General features: G+C 42.1%; 19 protein-coding genes and 1 pseudogene. 7 read left to right on the top strand and 13 right to left on the bottom strand.

What is annotated here, in order from left to right:
* Positions 1-560 precede the first annotated feature (560 nt).
* A complete protein-coding gene (locus HYI04_RS10455) occupies positions 561-1283 on the top strand; it encodes a carbonic anhydrase (RefSeq protein WP_159153213.1) in 723 nt (240 codons plus the stop codon).
* Positions 1284-1345: 62 nt separating this feature from the next.
* On the opposite strand, the gene HYI04_RS10450 is transcribed toward HYI04_RS10455, so the two are convergent.
* The 5 genes from HYI04_RS10450 to HYI04_RS10430 all read right to left on the bottom strand — a co-directional run bounded on the left by HYI04_RS10450 (position 1346) and on the right by HYI04_RS10430 (position 5561).
* Positions 1346-2071, bottom strand: a complete 726-nt coding sequence (locus tag HYI04_RS10450) for an amino acid ABC transporter ATP-binding protein (RefSeq protein WP_010326224.1) — start codon at positions 2069-2071, stop codon at positions 1346-1348.
* Positions 2072-2085: 14 nt separating this feature from the next.
* Positions 2086-2769, bottom strand: coding sequence for an ABC transporter permease subunit (locus HYI04_RS10445; protein ID WP_062034370.1), 684 nt, complete (start codon positions 2767-2769; stop codon positions 2086-2088).
* A gap of 52 nt (positions 2770-2821) precedes the next feature.
* The gene (locus tag HYI04_RS10440) at positions 2822-3565 is read right to left on the bottom strand and encodes an amino acid ABC transporter permease (protein WP_159153201.1); all 744 of its coding nucleotides are present in this window, start codon (positions 3563-3565) and stop codon (positions 2822-2824) included.
* A 68-nt stretch (positions 3566-3633) separates the two neighbouring features.
* On the bottom strand, positions 3634-4578 hold the full coding sequence (locus tag HYI04_RS10435; protein WP_010326225.1) for a transporter substrate-binding domain-containing protein: 945 nt from the start codon (positions 4576-4578) through the stop codon (positions 3634-3636).
* A 560-nt stretch (positions 4579-5138) separates the two neighbouring features.
* The gene (locus HYI04_RS10430) at positions 5139-5561 is read right to left on the bottom strand and encodes a hypothetical protein (protein ID WP_004694572.1); all 423 of its coding nucleotides are present in this window, start codon (positions 5559-5561) and stop codon (positions 5139-5141) included.
* 287 nt (positions 5562-5848) lie between these two features.
* Here HYI04_RS10430 and HYI04_RS10425 point away from each other — a divergent pair, with 287 nt between their 5' ends.
* From HYI04_RS10425 to HYI04_RS10410, 4 genes are all read left to right on the top strand, one after another.
* Entirely contained in the window at positions 5849-6127 is a 279-nt protein-coding gene (locus HYI04_RS10425; RefSeq protein WP_004694569.1) for a hypothetical protein, read from the top strand.
* 163 nt (positions 6128-6290) lie between these two features.
* A complete protein-coding gene (locus tag HYI04_RS10420) occupies positions 6291-7997 on the top strand; it encodes a mechanosensitive ion channel (protein WP_178896130.1) in 1707 nt (568 codons plus the stop codon).
* Between the two features lie 60 nt (positions 7998-8057).
* The gene (locus HYI04_RS10415) at positions 8058-8249 is read left to right on the top strand and encodes a hypothetical protein (protein WP_159153203.1); all 192 of its coding nucleotides are present in this window, start codon (positions 8058-8060) and stop codon (positions 8247-8249) included.
* Between the two features lie 167 nt (positions 8250-8416).
* Positions 8417-8569, top strand: a complete 153-nt coding sequence (locus tag HYI04_RS10410) for a hypothetical protein (protein WP_171519357.1) — start codon at positions 8417-8419, stop codon at positions 8567-8569.
* Positions 8570-8590: 21 nt separating this feature from the next.
* Here the strand turns inward: HYI04_RS10410 and HYI04_RS10405 are convergent, their stop codons facing one another.
* The 5 genes from HYI04_RS10405 to HYI04_RS10385 form a co-directional block, all read right to left on the bottom strand.
* Positions 8591-9790, bottom strand: a complete 1200-nt coding sequence (locus HYI04_RS10405) for an NAD(P)/FAD-dependent oxidoreductase (RefSeq protein WP_159153204.1) — start codon at positions 9788-9790, stop codon at positions 8591-8593.
* A 64-nt stretch (positions 9791-9854) separates the two neighbouring features.
* A complete protein-coding gene (locus tag HYI04_RS10400) occupies positions 9855-10724 on the bottom strand; it encodes a 1-aminocyclopropane-1-carboxylate deaminase/D-cysteine desulfhydrase (RefSeq protein ID WP_159153205.1) in 870 nt (289 codons plus the stop codon).
* 63 nt (positions 10725-10787) lie between these two features.
* Positions 10788-11948 (bottom strand): HlyD family secretion protein, encoded by a 1161-nt coding sequence (locus HYI04_RS10395; protein ID WP_159153206.1) that lies wholly within the window; start codon positions 11946-11948, stop codon positions 10788-10790.
* 32 nt (positions 11949-11980) lie between these two features.
* Positions 11981-13630, bottom strand: a complete 1650-nt coding sequence (locus HYI04_RS10390; RefSeq protein WP_159153207.1) for an MFS transporter — start codon at positions 13628-13630, stop codon at positions 11981-11983.
* A gap of 12 nt (positions 13631-13642) precedes the next feature.
* Positions 13643-14191, bottom strand: coding sequence for a TetR/AcrR family transcriptional regulator (locus tag HYI04_RS10385; RefSeq protein WP_058869137.1), 549 nt, complete (start codon positions 14189-14191; stop codon positions 13643-13645).
* Positions 14192-14468: 277 nt separating this feature from the next.
* On the opposite strand from HYI04_RS10385, the gene HYI04_RS10380 reads away from it, so the two are divergent.
* A complete protein-coding gene (locus HYI04_RS10380; RefSeq protein ID WP_159153214.1) occupies positions 14469-14672 on the top strand; it encodes an NF038215 family lipoprotein in 204 nt (67 codons plus the stop codon).
* Positions 14673-14879: 207 nt separating this feature from the next.
* Here the strand turns inward: HYI04_RS10380 and HYI04_RS10375 are convergent, their stop codons facing one another.
* Together HYI04_RS10375 and HYI04_RS10370 are read right to left on the bottom strand one after the other, a co-directional pair.
* Positions 14880-15335 carry a DIP1984 family protein gene (locus HYI04_RS10375; protein ID WP_159153208.1) on the bottom strand — a complete coding sequence of 152 codons (456 nt, stop codon included), beginning with the start codon at positions 15333-15335 and terminating at the stop codon, positions 14880-14882.
* 145 nt (positions 15336-15480) lie between these two features.
* Positions 15481-17100: an oleate hydratase gene (locus tag HYI04_RS10370; RefSeq protein ID WP_159153209.1), complete on the bottom strand. Its 1620-nt coding sequence runs from the start codon at positions 17098-17100 to the stop codon at positions 15481-15483.
* Between the two features lie 445 nt (positions 17101-17545).
* Here HYI04_RS10370 and HYI04_RS10365 point away from each other — a divergent pair, with 445 nt between their 5' ends.
* A complete protein-coding gene (locus HYI04_RS10365) occupies positions 17546-18169 on the top strand; it encodes a LysE family translocator (RefSeq protein WP_004981207.1) in 624 nt (207 codons plus the stop codon).
* A 92-nt stretch (positions 18170-18261) separates the two neighbouring features.
* On the opposite strand, the pseudogene HYI04_RS10360 reads toward HYI04_RS10365, so the two are convergent.
* A pseudogene (locus HYI04_RS10360) lies at positions 18262-18416 on the bottom strand (IS5/IS1182 family transposase); the annotation flags it as partial.

Raw genomic sequence — 18416 nt, 5'->3', positions numbered from 1 at the left:
TTGCAGTGGTGCATGGGTTAAAATATAAATTAATATTAAGTTAATGAATATATTATGTTTATCTAATTTTCTTTATTTTAAATATACAGGTGTATATTTTGTCTTTTGAGTGAAACCCAAAAAGTAGCAACACAAAAAAATGATAAAAAAATTCGGTTAGCAGCTATTGTGAGCTGAGTCTCCGTTGCTTTGTTCTCTTTTGGAACGCTCATGCCATGAAATGTGCGTGCTGATTGTGCATCAGTGAAAGTTTTTAAACATGATTTGTATTTTCTCATTCTTATTTTAATTTATCATAGATAAAACCTGAATAATCACATAACTATATGTAATTAATTGTAATTATTGTCATATATGATCAGTCCTATTTCATCGTTTTACATCTACAACGAGACAAAATAGTCGGGCAATATTGGCTTTTTGCTGAAAAGTCATGATTACAGAGTTTGCACAAAAAACAAAGACAAGCAGCAGAATTGGCATTTTAGGTTTTGCTGCTTGAGCGTGATTTCTTAGAGGATATTGGGGCATTTTAAACTGATATTTTTTGATGGATTATGATGAAGAAAAAACTAATAGCAACATTGTTTGGTCTCCCATGTGTGATGGCTTGGGCCAGTAGTGAAGTAACTTCGGATTGGGGTTATCAAGCACAAACAGCACCGCAGTATTGGAGTCAGCTCAATAGCAAATACCAAACTTGTGCGGGGCATAATCAATCGCCTATTAATATTGAGCATGTTATTTCAGCAGACCTTGCGCCATTTGATTTTGATTATAAAACGGCTGCAACGAGTATCGTGAAGCTCCCTCATACTTTACAAGCCAATTTTCATCAAGGCAGTTATTTAAGTTTAGAGGGAGAACGATTTCAATTATTGCAAATGCATTTACATAGCCCTTCAGAAAATACGGTTCACGGCAAAAGCTTTCCGATGGAATTACATTTAGTCCATGCTTCTGAAAAAGGCGAGCTGACTGTGATTGCGATGATGTATGAACAAGGGGAAAAGAATCAAGCACTTGATGGACTGTGGCAGCAGTACAGGCACCCCCAGAAAGTATTCAATTTAAACGCAGATCAATTTCTGCCGACACATCGCGAGTACTACCGTTTTAATGGTTCGCTCACGACACCACCGTGTACTGAAGGTGTACGTTGGGTGGTCTTAAAAGATATTCAGCAGGCATCAGCACAGCAAATCGCAAACTTCGCTGCACTGATGGGGTATCCGAATAATCGTCCTGTTCAAGCCACCAATGCGCGCTTGGTTTTAGACTAGAGCGTGAATTAAAAAAGCAGATCGTGTGATCTGCTTTTTTAATGTGGGATAACACGTCTGTGCTAGTGCAAGATCTTGTCTAAGAACTGTTGAGCACGATCACCACGTTTGGTGTTAAAGAAATCATCTTTGCTACAGTCTTCGACAATTTTACCTTGATCCATAAACAACACACGGTTGGCCACTTGGCGGGCAAAGCCCATTTCATGGGTGACACACATCATGGTCATGCCTTCATGTGCCAACTCGACCATCACATCAAGAACTTCATTAATCATTTCAGGGTCAAGCGCCGATGTAGGCTCATCAAACAACATGGCAATCGGATCCATGCTTAATGCACGGGCAATTGCGACACGTTGTTGTTGTCCACCTGAAAGTTGTGCTGGAAATTTATGTGCATGTGCACTCAGCCCAACCCGTTCTAAATAGCCTAAGCCTTTCTTTTTCGCTTCAGCTTCAGAGCGTCCCAATACTTTAATTTGGGCAATGGTTAAATTTTCAGTAATGCTGAGATGTGGAAACAACTCGAAATGCTGAAACACCATGCCTACGCGACTGCGTAATTTGGTCAAATCTGTTTTCGGGTCTTTGATGGGAATTCCATCGACTGTGATTTGACCTTGTTGGAAGGCTTCCAGTCCATTCACTGTTTTAATCAGGGTCGATTTTCCTGAGCCTGATGGACCACAGACCACCACCACTTCACCTTGACAAATTTGTGTGGTGCAATCGGTTAACACTTGAAAATCGCCATACCATTTACTGACATTTTGGAGGTCAATCATTACTTTTTGGTCGCTCATACGCTTAACCTCCTTTGTAATCGTTTTACTGCATATGTGGCTAGCATACTGATGGTGAAATACACTAGGCCTGCAAATAAAATATATTGTGTTAATAGAGACATCAAATCGCCCCGCACGTAGTTGGTGCGGAAAAAGTCGAGTAGGCCAATGGCGTACACCATGGTCGAGTCTTGGAACAAGATGATGGTTTGCTGTAACAGCAGCGGTGTCATTTTACGAAAGGCTTGCGGCAAAATGATTAAGCGCATGGACTGACCATAGGTCATGCCTAGTGCATAAGCCGCGGCAGACTGTCCTTTAGGAATCGATTGAATCCCTGCACGTACAATTTCCGAGAAATAAGCCGCTTCAAACAGCATGAACGCCACAATACTTGAGACCAAAGCGGTATCAATGGTCAGGTAATTTCCCGTGACTGTGGTGTAGATGAACGGTACAGCAAAGTAGAACCACATCAATACCAACAGCAGAGGAATCGAGCGGAATAAATTGACATAGCCTTGGGCAATTAAATTCAAGATGCGAATTGAAGACAAACGCATCAGTGCCAACAGCGTGCCAATGAAAATACCGCCAATGGTGGCAATACAGACCACTTTTAAAGTGATGCTTAAACCATGCCATAGGGCAGGTGCAGATAACTGCAAATCATGGGTAAATGCGGTGAGCCATTCCATAGGGCAGGTGCAGATAACTGCAAATCATGGGTAAATGCGGTGAGCCATTCCATTATTTAGCTCCTGCAATTAAACCTGGGACACGTAAGCGTTTTTCAAGCAGCGTCATTAAGGTAATTAGGCACACGTTGATAACGATGAAAATAATCGTGACATAGGTATAGATTTCGATGGTGTTCTGTGTATATTCGCTGATGGTTTTCATCTGAGAAATAATCTCGGAGACCCCAACCAAAGAGGCCACAGAAGTATTCTTGACGCAGTTGGTCAACTCTGAGCTCAGAGGCGGCAAAATCGTACGGAAGGACTGCGGTAAAATGACATAGCGGTATAGTTGTGCGGTACTAAACCCCATGGCATAACCTGCATTCACCTGTCCTGTCGGTAAGGCTTCAATACCTGTGCGGACTTGTTCGCAGACACGTGCTGCGGTAAACAGTCCAAGACCAATACTGGCTGAAATCAGCGCTGTTGTTCCTGCACTTAAATCATTAATCCACCATGACTTAATCGGACCAGGTAAGAAATTCGGCACCACATAAAACCAAATAAATAATTGGATCAGTAGCGGTACATTACGAAAAATGGTGACGTAACCAGTGCCGATGGCACGTGCGGTTTTATTGGGAAGCGTGCGCATAATGCCGAGAATACTTCCGAGCACCATTGCAATGCTCCAAGCCACAATGGCAATAACAAACAGCCAGCCTAAACCAATCAAAATCCAACTGAGATAGGTGCTATCTCCGACGCCTGTGGATTGCCAAAGGACGGCCCAGTTCCAGGTATAATTCATGACAATCCCCTAAAATAGGTCAGGCAAAGAAACTTTGCCTGAGTGAACATTAATCTTTCCCTTATCGTTTACTGATCACGGTCATGTGGGTTTGCAATTAAGGCTTTAAGTTGGTCTGACATAGCAAAGTTCAGGTTAATGTTTTTCGGTGGAATTGGTTGTTCAAACCATTTGTTGTACATCTTGTTAATTTCACCTGAGCTATAAGTGGCTTTAATTGCATCATCAACCACTTGCTTAAAGCCTGTGTCACCTTTACGCAACATACAGCCATAAACTTCTTGAATTGGTGCTGTACCAACAATGTGCCACTTGTTTGGATCTTTGGCTTTCGATTTTTCTCCAGCAAGTAAAATGTCATCCATCATAAACGCAGCAGCACGACCGCTTTGGAGCATTAAGAATGATTCAGCATGGTCTTTAGCAGAAATCACTTCACCAATACCAAGTTCTTTTTCATGCTGACGGATATAGCGTTCAGAGGTTGTTCCTGCTGTCGTTACTAATTTTTTGCCTTTTAAGTCAGCAAAGTCCTTCACACCTGAATCGGTTGCAGTAAGTAAACGTGAACCCACTTCAAAGAAGCCCACAGAAAAATCAACTTGTTGCTGGCGTTCTTTGTTGTTTGTAGTTGAACCACATTCAAGATCGACTGTGCCATTTGAAACCAATGGAATACGGTTTTGGCTGGTGACTAAGTTATAGCGAACTTTCAAATCAGGCATATTCAGCTTTTGTTTAACAGCTTCAACCACTTTGAGCTGTAAATCATGTGCATAACCGACTGGTTGATTTGGGTTGTCTGCGATATAGGAGAATGGAATAGAGGAGTCACGGTAACCTAAAACAATGGTTCCTGATTTTTTAATCTTATCTAAAGTGCCTGACTGTGAAGCATCTGCGCCAGTGCTAGCTGCATCCGTTGCAGGTGCTTTGTTGTCGCTACATGCACTGAGGCTCAGCGCAAGTGCACTTGCACAAAATAAGGCAGAAAGATTACGTTGCATGGTCATGTACAAACTCCTTTTGTTTGCAGCATCAATTGCATTGTTTTTATCAAAAACGTCAGAATTGGGTTAAAGCTTTATTCTGTGCAAAAGATGTTCTTTTTATGGTATTTTTTTACAGCTTAGTCTGCATCTTAATCGAGATTGCTTTTGCTGCTCAAGTGGGATTTTTAATATTTTGTTAATAATGCTTTAAATAAGTGCATCGCTATATTCCTCTGATATTAAAAAGAAAATTATGCATAATGCGTGCCATTTCAAGTTTTCTAATTCATTTTATTAGGCTAATGTCTAATGCCACAGGGTTGGCTATGCGTATCGTTATGGATGCATGACAGAATGGATTTTGTTCGTGTAGAACATCCTAAAACTGCAATAGCAAAGAAAAGTGCTTTATTTTGAAGATGATCCGTTTTAGGACGCAGTATATAAAGGTCAGTTAGATTCGGTTTACTGTCCTACGTTTTCCGCAGAGGATTAAAAAATAAAAGCGACTGTACGTTATGAACAAATGACGGGGCACAATCGCAAGGGGAGGAGATGAGCAGGTGTGTATCAAGAAGTGCTTAGTGCACAAACATATCCATATATTCACGGATTTCAGAAATAGCCGTTTCAATATCCGTCGTCAGCCATGTTGGCTCAAACAGTCCAATATAGTGATCTAAACGGTCTTGAGGGACAACTAAACGCACAGGACATTCTTCTTCCAGTAAGCGCCAAGGAATGATGGGTGTTTCATTGTCTAAAAAGGCTTGCACATTTCGAATGTCAATAATCATGGCATTGACACATTCAGGAAAAGGCATCACTGAAAACTCTTCAGTACGACGACGGAAAAACTCCAGATCGCCCCATTTTAGAATATAACTAGGCTTAGAAAATTCAATAATACCAATAAGATGTTGGTCTCGCGTGTAGTGCAAATGACATTGGTGCGTAACATCAGTGTCTAAATCAAGCGTTACACTTTGTTGACGATATGCCATAAAGTCCAAAAACAGCTAAAACAAGGTGCATAATTATAGCGCAAATTCAGTTGAAGAGCGCTGTTCGCCAGACTCTTTTTGTCTATGCCTATATGAAATACTTTTTATATGACTTTTAACACTGAATTGACAGACGAGTTACTGTTTTTAAAAATATAAAAAATAATAACTTAGATTAAAATAAAGCGTTTGTTTACTATCTCACTATGCTTTGAAACACAATGCTACACAAGCAGTTGTTAGTATGAAAATTCGACAACTTGATAATAGAAAATTGAGGGCGAGCTATGCCACATGATTTCAATAAACCGTCCCATGTACAAACGCCAGAGGAGCGGCAGAAGAAAAAACGCGTGCCCTTGTATATATTGGCATTGGTCGGAATTTTCTTAATCGCATTATTATTTTATATGTTTGCAGATACCAAGCCAAATCCGAATGAGGCGCCTCCAGGACATCCGAATCCGAGTGCAGAGCCTGCAACACCAAATAACAGTACCACTGCAACAGCAGGTGACGAAGCGACAGCCAACGATAGCAATACGGCGACTGCAACAGACCGCTAAATGTGACTAAAGCCCTTGTAGTGTACAGGGGTTTTTTCTTTAGCAGTCATCAAAAGGTATTCCATTTCTCATTCATACCTCATGGCAGACAATTACTTCAAAACTAAAATCTGTAGTTGAGCAAAGGTCGCTGTGATGTAGACACAACAAGAGGGAGAACAAAATGAATGATTATGTAGGGCATCAGGGTCGATTTGATGCGATGTATTATTGGGACCAGTTTCACCCGATCCTGTCCGCAATCGCCATCCTGATCATTGGTTGGATTATTGCATTATTGATTGCAGGTGCTGTGAAAAAGGTTTTAACCAAACTCGGGACCAACCAAAAACTTTCCAGTGCTACCGGCCATCACTCAAATATTGAAAATATTATCTCTCGAGTTGTGTTTTGGCTCATCTTGATTATTGCGGTGATTGGTGCACTCAATGTTCTCAATCTCACCAGTGTAAGTGGGCCATTTAGTAATATGGTTCAACAGTTCTTGTTGTTTATTCCACAACTACTGGCTGCTGTTGCTGTGGGTTTTATTGGCTGGATTGTGGCAAAGCTGGTCAAAGTGGGTTTACAAAAAGGACTGGATCGGACTCAGCTAGATGAAAAGCTCAGCCAGGATGTCGGAGTCAGTACGCTGAGTCAAAACATCAGTGAAATTGTCTATTGGCTGATTTTATTACTATTCTTACCCATTGTTTTCTCGATACTCGGTCTGACTGGGCTGCTCTTTCCGATCCAAAATATGGTCAATGAAGCCGTACTGTATCTGCCAAATATCTTTATTGCGGGTGTAATTGTTTTTGCGGGCTATATTCTGGCAAAAATTGTACGGGGCATTATTGAGGGTTTATTGAGAAGCCTAGATGTACAAAAACAGGTTGAAAAAGTAGGACTGTTTAAAAACTCAGATTTGGCTAAAGTGCTCGGATCTTTTGTTTTTGCAATCGTCATTATCACAGCGCTGATTATTGCGTTTGAAGCTTTAGGGATTGATGCAATTTCTCAACCTGCGACGGCCATGTTGTATGAAATCATGAATGCGATTCCGCACATCATTGCGGCGGCATTAATTTTAATTTTGGCCTATGTAGTGTCACGTTTTGTTGCAAGCCTTGTGGTTGAAGTCTTGTCGGGAACAGGTGTAGATGACATTCCAAGCAAAGTTGGCTTGCAACGTTTCTTAGGAAACACCAAAGCGTCTTGCGTCGTGGGTTATTTCATTGTGTTCTTTACCATGTTATTTGCGGTCTCTGAGGCGGCAAATCGGCTCGGTTTTGAACAGATTAGTGGTTTGATTGCGATGTTTATCCAGTTTGGTGCAAACATCCTATTGGGTGCAGTCATTCTGGGCGTGGGCTTCTGGCTGGCGAACTTGGTTGCACAGGTGATTGAGCGTGGTGAATACAACAGCTCTCGTTGGGTGGCGAACATTGTTCGTGTCTTGATCATTGGCTTGGTATTGGCGATGGGCTTGCGTGCAATGGGTATCGCAGATTCCATTGTGAATTTGGCTTTTGGCTTAACGCTTGGGGCCGTTGCCATTGCATTTGCACTGGCTTTTGGTCTCGGTGGGCGTCAACCTGCGGAACGGGTTTTGACCGATTTGTTAGATAAAGCCAAAAAAGAAGGTACGCAACCGAATCCACTTTATCAGGCCAAAGCTGAAAGCACGCAATCAGGACAGGGCAAAGAAGAGCATGCCTCACTGAAAGAGCAAATGGATACACCAACGGTTGCAGAGGAATATCAACATGCAGATGATATTCCAACTACAGCAGAGGTCGATCCTGCGCATAAACCTTTAAATAAACCTTTTGGTTCAACGGGTGAAGCTGAACAAGATATTGACGTTCACCCCAAAGATCCAGACTAAATTAATCGCACTAAACACCGACCGCTGATGGCGGTTGGTGTTTTTTATTGGAGTAAACTGATGTCAAAAAAAACCCCAAATAAATATTTTGCCCCAATCATCATTGCAGGTATTACGGTTGGATTTTTTGTGAGTGCTTATAAATTTGTATTTGCAAAAACCAAGACCAGTGAGACAACACAGACCAATGCTGAAAGAATACCGACTGCGGCAACTGAGGGACGCGATGCGGTTGAATCTGATGAAAAATAATACAAAAGTCTATAGTGTTGAATGAACTTTAATTTGGTATGTTTGATGCATGTGGAATATGGATATTTCATAAATTAGAAATACTTACATGCCTATACTTTTGTGATAGCTGTATGGACATTTCACGATTTATTTTTATAAATTGCAGTTTAAAAAGGAAAAAACAGATGATACAAATATTAAAAAAAACATTGATGATGAAACGTTCAGTGATCCATCCGAGCCATGTCCATATTGCTATTGCGAAAATGGACTTAGCACTTGCCCGTCAGCAGAAGCAAAAGCAGTACGTACTGCTACGCACGGACTATTTGGAATAATTTATAGCTTAAGTACATTGCTTAGACATATTCTGATGCGGCATGCGCAGATGACCATGCCCATTGGAAGTTAAAGCCTCCCAAATGTCCTGTAACATCGAGTATTTCACCGACAAAGTACAAGCCTTTTTGCTTTTTACTTTCCATGGTTTTCGATGAAACTTCAGTGGTGTCTACGCCACCTAAAGTCACCTCAGCAGTACGGTAGCCTTCGGTTCCTGATGGTTTGACTTCAAACGCATGCAAGCGCGTTGCAATGTGCTCCAGTTTCTCATCCGACAGTTGGCCAATCGCTGTTTCAGCCAGTTCAGGCCAAATGAGGTTTTGCAGTTCAACCACCACACTTTTAGGAAAATGTTCACCAAGTAAAGTACGCAGCAGGGCTTTGGGTTGACTGTGCTTCTTGGCTTTTAAATAGTCGTGCAAATCCACACTTGGCAAGAAGTCAATTTTGAAGCTTTGTCCCACATCCCAATAATTCGACAGCTGTAGCGAGCTTGGCCCACTGAGCCCACGATGGGTAAATAAAAGGGCTTCGGTGAAAGCGTTTAAGTCATTCGATAAAGTGGCATCGACCGCATTGCCACTTAAGCGTGTGGTCACTTCTTTAAAGCTATCTGAAAAGGTAAAAGGCACCAAACCTGCGCGAGTTGGATATACATGGTGGTCAAATTGTTTGGCAATTTCATAACCAATGCCAGAACCACCTAAAGTTGGAATGGATAAACCACCTGATGCAACCACGACAGATTCAGCCTCAAAATAACCTAGTGTCGTGGCAATTTGAAAACCTTGCTCATCGAGTGCGGTGATGGCTTTCACTTCACAGTTGGTTTTAATATCGACCAAACCTGTTTTTTCACACTCGCTCAACAGCATAGCTAAAATTTCTTTGGCACCTTTTAGGGTGAAAAGCTGACCGTGTTTACGCTCTTCATATTCAATGCCGTACTCACATACTAGGCCAATAAAGTCCCAATTGGTATAGCGAGTGAGGGCTGAAATCACAAAGTGTGGATTATGTGAAATAAAGTTGCTTGGCTCGACATAGAGGTTGGTAAAGTTACATTTACCCCCACCTGACATGAGAATTTTTTTGCCGACTTTATTGGCTTTTTCTACCACCACCACTTTACGTCCGCGTTGAGCTGCCATATAGGCTGTCATTAAGCCAGATGCACCTGCACCTAAAACTAAGACATCATATTGATTTGCGGACATGACACACTCACGGGAGAATAAAGCAGGGCATTATAGACCATCTTTTTTGCTTTTTCAGGACTATCTAAAGCGCGGCTAAACGACCTTGCAACCCACCTGAATGAATCACTAAAATACGATGATCTTTGGGGAATGTACCTTGTTGAATTAAATCGGTTAAACCCAACAGCATTTTGCCTGTGTAAATCTGTTCCAGTGGAATGTCATATTGCTGCTCAAACGCACGAATAAATTGCAAGAGTTCAGCGGTGGTTTTGGCATAACCACCACAGCAATATTGATCGGTAATTTGCCAATTCCGTTTTTCAGTCAGTTGCTCTAGCTCTCGACTCAAAAAGTCCCCTTTGAGCGCGGAGAAGCCCAAAATTTGCTGCTGTGAATGACTGGCTTCAATGAGACCTGCAATGGTGCCACCTGTGCCTACGGCACAACAGATCAGATCGTAATTTTGTCGATCAGCATCAGAGAGAATTTCTGTGCAGCCTTGAATGGCAAGGGGATTGCTTCCGCCTTCGGGAATCACATAATAATCAGGGTAATCTTGTTGCAACTGAGCTAAGTAGGCTGAGCTTTGCTTTTGCCGATAGACTTCTCGCGTTACAAACTGCACCTGCATGCCGAATTGCTGTGCTGTATTTAAGGTTGTATTTAAAGGTTTACTTGCCAGTTCTTCGCCCCGAATAATGCCTAGACTCTCAAAACCAAATAACTGCGCTGCATAGGCCGTCGCGGCAATATGATTGGAATAGGCACCGCCAAAAGTCAGCAGTTTTTTATAGCCTTGTTGCTGCGCCGCCAATAGATTGTATTTCAGTTTAAAAAATTTATTGCCTGAAATGTGTGGATGGACCAAGTCTAAACGTTTGATGCTGATATTGATCCCGCCAACACTGATGTGCTGATAGGGAATGGACTGTGCAATCTGTTCAAACATAGGACTTTAATCAATCAGGTTGAGTGCTTAGTGTAAGTGAAAAGTCGTGGTTTCTGCACAGAATTAACGCTGTGCAGAGTGGGTATCGACCGAACTAATCACGGACATGCCTGGGCGTAAATTTTCAATGCTCGTTTGATTCGGATCAATTGCAATCCGTACCGCAATGCGTTGTACCACTTTAGTAAAGTTACCTGTCGCATTATCAGCTTTAAGTACACTGAACTCTGAACCCGCCGCTGGGGAAATTTGCTCGACATGACCTGTAAATTTCTGATGATTGAGGGCATCCACCGTGAACCATGCTTTTTGTCCAATTTTCATGTTGGCAATTTGAGTTTCTTTAAAGTTGGCAGTGACCCAAGTTTGTTGTGGAATCAGATAGAGCAACTGTGTGCCTGCGGCCACATATTGTCCCACACGTGGATTGACTTCACCCAGTTGTCCATCCATCGGGGCGATAATACTGCTGTAATTTTTGGTGGTTTTTGCTTGATCCAGTTGCGCAGCGGCATTGGTCACTTGTGCTTTGAGTCCTGTTTCAGCCACTTGAGCGGTTTTGAGCGCTTCTTTTGCCACCAATACATTGGCCTGTGCTTGTTGCAGTAAAGCTAAATTATTTTGGGTATCGGCAAAGGCTTTGTCTTGTTCCGATTTAGACACTGCACCAGAGTCGCCCAACTGTTGATAGCGCTGCTGTTGTGCTAATGACAGTTGGTACGCTGCTCGCGCTTGTTCAACTTTGGCTTCTGCCGTCACAATATCGGCTTTACGCTGTGCAATATTTTGGCTTTGATTAGATAGGTTATTTTGCGCTTGATCCACCCCAGCTTCTGCTTGAGTGACTTTTTGGTCATAAGTTGTGGCATCAATATGCATCAACACCTGTCCTTTTTTGACGTGATCAAAATCACTGACCAATACATCTTTGACATAGCCATTAATTTGCGAAGAAAGCACCGTGGTTTTGCCTTTGACATAGCTGTTGTCAGTGGACTCAGCGGCACTGTCAAATGGCCCAATTTTCCATGCCCACAAGATGATGCCAATACCGATGATCAGTACTAAAAACATCAAAATCAAGGTCCGTTTTGCTGTTGGAATCAGTTTACTTGAAGGCGGCGTAATCGGTGTTGTTGCTGTCACGGGCTGTTCAGGCTGAGAGGCATTTTCAGACCTTGCAGTGGTTTCAGCGGGAGCTACTGGTTTTTGATCTTCAGACATAACAATTTCTCAATAAATAGGGAGCAGTGGCATTAGGCAGGACCGATTTTCGCTTGTTTCCGAAATTGATATTGATTCCGCGCAATCAGGAATGTCCCCCACAACAACAGCAGCATGGCAACGACGCCATTGAAGCTAATCACATCGTTATAGGCACGCACTTGAGCTTCTCGAGTCACCACTTGATTTAAATTTTTTAAGGCTTGTTGTTGCTCTAATTGTTGATCCAGCGTGTAACTATGCGAACTTTGTTGATACGCTAAAAGACGCTGTGCAATCAATGGATTGGTTTCGGGGAGTTGCTGAATCATCTCAGCACGATAGTTTTGGGTTCGGACTTGTTGATAGGTGGAGTAAAACGATGAACCAACTAAGCCACCAAATGTTTGAGTCGCTGAAAATAAAACAATGAATGTGACAATATGGGTAGGGCCTTTTTGCATGGCGCTTAAGATCCCCGTGATCAAGAGTGGGCCAATAAATACACCACTGGCAAAGCCCACCAAAAACTGACTGCCGTAGAAGTTGGAAGGGCGAATATCACTGGTAAGGTGAAAATCCAGCCCGCAAGCAATCAACACCAAAACTTCTGCTAATAGTAGGTGCCAAATAATCCGTTCACGTGAAAAAGTAATCGCACTAAATAAGGTACCAGACACAATGCCTAAAAAAATCACCACATAGAGCGGCACAAATTGATCGGGGCCCATGCCCATCGTTTTGAGAAAACTCACAGCAGCATAACTTTGCTCCGACATTAAGAAGCGAATAGCAAAGGCACCGATGATAAAACGAAGCGTGGATGATGTCCCCAGCCAACGCGTCATAATCAGTGGATTGACCCGATAATGCTCGTAGACCAAACCAATCACAATTAGGCAAAACCCTGCAATGAGCAAATAGGCTAACCATTTCACTTCAAACCACCATAAGATAGGCCCTTGGGTCAGCACAATACACAAAAAGGCAAAACCGGGCGCAAGCAGGGCAAAGGTGAAGAAGTCTTGCTTTTCAAAAACAGCAATTCTTAAACTGCGGGGGAGCTTAAGAGACACCACCATTGCGAAACAGCACAGCGCTAAACCAATTTCAAAGGTATACAGGACATTCCAGTTATTGACGTCAATGAGATAGGGAGAAATGATCCATGCCAAAGGAATACCGAGCTGCTGGAAGCCTAAAGCCAAATAGATACTGCGACCAAAATTTTCCCGCTTAAAGGCCTGCATTATGTAATACATGCCTAAAGAGCTGAGTGGTGCTGTAACCATGCCGCTAATGAAACGTACCAGTACGGCCATTTCAAAGGTATGCACAAAGACGTGTAAAACTAAAACCACAATAAAAATCAGTAAGCCAATTTCAGAGAATAGACGCAGACCGTATTGCTGGCGGGCTTTAAACAGAATCAGGTTCGCACTGACATTGGCCATCACATAAGCTGCGGGGATCCATGCTACCCCAGAGGGTGTTAGCCCATATTCACCCTGAATTAAGGGTAAATTTGCGGTAATGAAACCATTACTGAGACTTGCAGACAGTGCGACAAATAAACCAATAAAAAAATATATGAAGCGCTTAGGTGTGGAGTGCGCGATCACGGCAGGAGAGCCGGGCAGGGTTGGCTTTTCTTCTGCTGTCCAGTTTGGCGCAGGTTCGAGTAAACGCGGAGGCTGTGTCATGAGTGGTGACCTTTATGCCCGAATGCCATTGAGTAAGAGCTCAATCGCACGTTGTGCGAGTTGTTGTTGCTCTATATCGGTCAGCCCTTGAAATGAAGTCCTTAAAATGGCCGTAATCATGGCGTAATCTTGGGTGGTTAAATCAGGGCGACATACGCCGTGGCGAATGGCTTGATCAATCAAAGGTTGTAAAATCGCATCGCGGCGTGCGTAGATATCGACCATGACGGGATCATTACGCTCAATCACCCGCCAATATTCCATCAGCGCAGTTAAATACGGTAAGTTATAGACATGGTTTTCAATTAAACGGATAAAACCATCTTCATATTGAGAAAATGCTTCTGCACGAACTGCGAGACGTTCCAAAGCTTGCTCCATGAGTGCAATCACTAAGGCACGACGGTCATCAAAATTACGATAAAACGTCGCCCGTCCGACATTGGCGGCATCAATTACCTGCTGTAAGGGTGCATTGATCCCGTGTGTACGAAAAACCTGAACTGCGGCTTCCAGCAATTCTTCACGGTTTTGTGCAGCACGCTGTTGACGACTGGTCATGGTGATTATTTCATTTAATTTGGAAGTGCTATTATTTAACGGACAAAAGTGTCCGTTGTAAATATTCAATCCTGTAAGATTTTGTAAATTACTTTGTATTTTTCTAATCTAAATCATTCATGTTATTGTTTTATTTATGAATGATTGATATTTATTTTATAAAGAAAATTCACAGAGAACCCTCATGTAGATGGATAAGAGTTGTAACAAAGTCGATAGGATTGGAAAAATAAAAGTGCTATGCTGAAAGCACAATAATGATAAATGAGGGGCTATGATGAAAACCTTATCTACCCTAGTATTGGTTTTATTGCTCACTCAACTGACCGCGTGTGATGCAAAAAAGGATTTGAATCAGCCTAGAATTGAGGCTCGTACCATGATTATTGGTGGTGTTCCTGTGCATGATCGTGACTATAAACTTCCATCACAAGATATGGCTTTTAATCAGAAAAAGCCTCCACAGGCTGATGCCTACTAATAGGTAAAAATAGGGAGGCATATTGTCAGTACATGGTGGTGCAAGGTGCGATGTGCAGTATAAAAGATGCATTGTGCTACGCCAGATTTGTGAAAATGTGAAGTAGACGTCTTACTTCCTGCAAACGTTTGTTGAATTAAAGCCTTACAAACGTATAAAAGGCCTTGTACTCGCCCAATATGCCCAAACTGTTGTGGCTCAAATTGACTAGATCAGTTCGATTTGCCAATTTGAAGCTTGAATCTCTAAGTTATTTTGCCTGAGTTGCTGGCTAATTGCATCGGCTTGTTTTTGCAAGTCTGCAACCGTAATGGTTTTAACCCAGCGAATTTCACTCGAACTATAACGACCATTTTCACGTCGTGAGCTGTCGATGGCCTGTTGAATAATACGATGCTGTTGTGTGAGCAAATCACGTGTGTTTAAAACACTGAGCATGGATTGACCCGTGCTGGTTTTAGCTTGAGCATTGGTCGCATGAATTCTTTCAATCAGATGATGTAACTCTGTATTTACACTAAAGGCCTCACCAATCAGCGTATTGGGGTCTTCACTCAGTTCATCGCCTTCTTGGATTAGCACATTATTGTTGATCCGTTGTTGTAAAGAAGCGAGTTTGGTTTGTAAGTCACTACGCAATAAAAGTGCTTCTGCTAGTTTCATAGATTTATTTTTAAAGTTTTAGATGAGTCTAATGCTGCCTCTATGCAATCAAAGCTGCAAGTGAGTTTTGTAATTCAAATAAGTGAAATTTTGCTCAAAAATGATAAGAGCACAGAAGCATGCTCTTATCACTATTGTTAAAAGCTTAGTGGAACACGGTTTCCAAAGCTTTCAAACCGACTTTCGGATCAAGCAGACCGTTGTAAATTTCAGGGATTTCACGTTCCACCCCAAAGAATTCATAAATGGCAAGCATCGCTCCACGAACTGAATATTCCACAGTAAAGACCACGTCATCTTCAATTTCCACAAACTGTCCAAGGAAAGCAAAGTTTTGTGAGCCTTGCGGAATCACCTGTGGACGATCTCCCGGTTTACGGCAGGCAAACAGGGCAGAAGCATATGGCATCATGGCAGTGGTTACATGGGTGGTTGCCAAAACATGATCTAAAATGTCGTCAAAACCGAGCTGTTTAATCAGTTCTGTTAGGATTTCTTGCCCTGTGGCTTCGGACATTGGTTTCTTGATGTAATCGCCCATATGGTCAATTTGGAAGCCATAGCCCCATAAGGTATACAGGCCTTCAGGTAAGTCGGCAAAGTGCGGCTGTGCGGGAACCACTATGGATAAATGCCAACCCGACTCATACCAAGTCATCAGTGCGCCTGTGCCTGGTTCATTCCCCGTATAGTCAATAATGCGTTTAAGCAACACGTCATCTTTCATGGTCAGAGTGAAAGACTCCCACTTATGTTCATCGACATTGCCATAAAAGGTCATTGGACGGCCAAAGTCTGGGGCTTTTTGCGCCAGTGTTTCCCAAAGTGTCCAGCCATGATCTTCTCGATGACGAATGAGGGCAGGCACGTCATGATTACCACCATAACGTGAGTCTGCTGTAATAGAGCCTAAAGTGAAAATAGCTAAATCATTGGCTTTCAGATTAATTTGCTCTGAGCCTTCAGGCAATTGTACATATAGTCGCGAGGCATGGCGCTTTTGAGTTTCAGCATTGGTAATGAAGTCAGCATCTGTGACATAGTGTCCAAAACGTACATCGACGCCTTGTGCGACTAGCCAACGCTGTAGGGGCAGAATCATCGAGTCATATTGATTGTACTTGGTACGTTTCACACCAGCTAAGGTATGAATGCGTGGCAATTCTTGAATAAAACGCAAGAAATAGCGTCTTAACTCTGCTGCACTGTGCCATTTTTGAAAAGCGAAAGTCGTGCGCCACATGCGCCAGAAATTGGTTTCAAAAAAGGCTTCATCAAAAAACTCATCAATGCGGCGACTGCCAATTTTTTCTTCTTTTGAAGCCAATAGGCGCAGCATCTGTGCACGATGTAGTGTATTCAGACCAAGCTTTGCTGCATCCGCAATGACATGTTTGGCATCAATTAAACGTGCATTGGCGTGGGTTTTTACTTTTTCATTAAACTCACGACATTCTTCACGCACAGAAATGTCTGGATTTTCCAAAGATGGAATACTAGAAAATAAGTCCCATAGGCACAAATAAGTTTCATCGGTCAGCATCCGCCCACCACGTGTTACCCAAGCTTGCGCGGCATGCGGTGTATGTCCGCCATCCATCGAGCCGCCTGAAATATCGAGTTCTTCTAAAATATGGATATTTTTGGTAGGGACTTTGGCATCACGGATCGCAAATGCAGCAGCAGCCATACCTGCGATACCACCACCAATGATCCAAAGATGGGACTGTTGCGCGTCTAATGGGGGGCGCTTCTTATTTTGCATGGTTCACCTTTAATTATGATGTTAAAAATTATGAAGTTAAAAAATGTGGTTTTTAGAAATAAAACCTTATAAATAGTAAGTCTTTTTATATATTAAAAAAGTATGAAAAGGGAAGTAATTCCCTCATTATATTTTGTAATCAAAAATAAGCATATGATGGCTATTTTTAATACACATTTGTCTTTTTATTAAAATTTAATATGATCTAAATAACTGATGTTGCAGTTTATTTTTGAGCAATTGCTCTATTGTTGTTTTCACTATGCCCTATGCCAAATTTCCTTAAAATAGGCTTTTTTATTTATCATTAAAAAATATAATGGACGTACACGCTACGGCTTGATCACGATATAAATGTGAAAAATAACTGATAAAGTGAATATCGTAAAAACTTTGTTTAGCGTAAAATCGCATCTGATAAATTTTCTCAATTTAGAGGTCACTCTTGGAATCATTTTGGATTTTGGGCTCGATTGCCTTTGCATTAATGTTAGGCGCAATGAGCCCTGGACCGACGTCGATTTATGTAGCAAAAAATTCGATTGCGATTTCTCGAAAGCATGGCCTCTTTACCGCACTGGGGACAGGAACAGGCGCAGCTGTTTTTGGTCTGTTGGCTGTACTTGGTTTACAAGCCTTTTTGTTGGCAGTGCCGTCAGCGTATTTGGCCTTAAAAATTTGTGGTGGGATCTATTTGCTTTGGCTCGCGTTTAAAATTATTAAACATGCCAAAGAGCCAATTGAGGCAGATCATTCCAGCTCGAAAGCAATGACTTTACGCCGTGCCTTTATGACTGGTTTAATTACTCAGCTATCCAACCCTAAAATTGCGATTGTTCTAGCCAGTATTTTTACTGCACTTTTACCCAAAGAAATCCCAACTTATTACTATTATGTACTGCCTATCCTATGTTTCTTTATTGATGCGGGTTGGTGTTCGTTGGTTGCAGTGGCATTGTCTGCTGAAAAGCCGCGCCGTGTGTATTTGAAGTTTAAAGCCGTATTTGACCGCGCAGCAGGGACGGTGATGACAGTGTTAGGTTTGAAACTTATTTTTGGTATGAAGTGATAAGGTTTACAACAACAAAACTGGATTTTGTATAGGTAACGGCTTTGTTGCACAAACATTCAAAAGCTAAACTTCTTCCAAGTTATCTAAATTTAAGTGGCAACTTGGGTGTGAGGTCGGCCTAAATCTGTAAATTTATTTAATACGGCCACACGTGCATGAATCTCATTGACTTGGCTTTGAAAGTTTCTCGCACGGAGTTTATCGCCTAATAATTTGATGCAATGCATCTTGGTTTCTATCAGAC

The sequence above is a fragment of the Acinetobacter sp. SwsAc2 genome (assembly GCF_013391465.1).
GTDB classification, from domain to species: Bacteria; Pseudomonadota; Gammaproteobacteria; order Pseudomonadales; family Moraxellaceae; genus Acinetobacter; species Acinetobacter johnsonii.
This window is presented reverse-complemented; position numbering and strand designations above follow the sequence as displayed.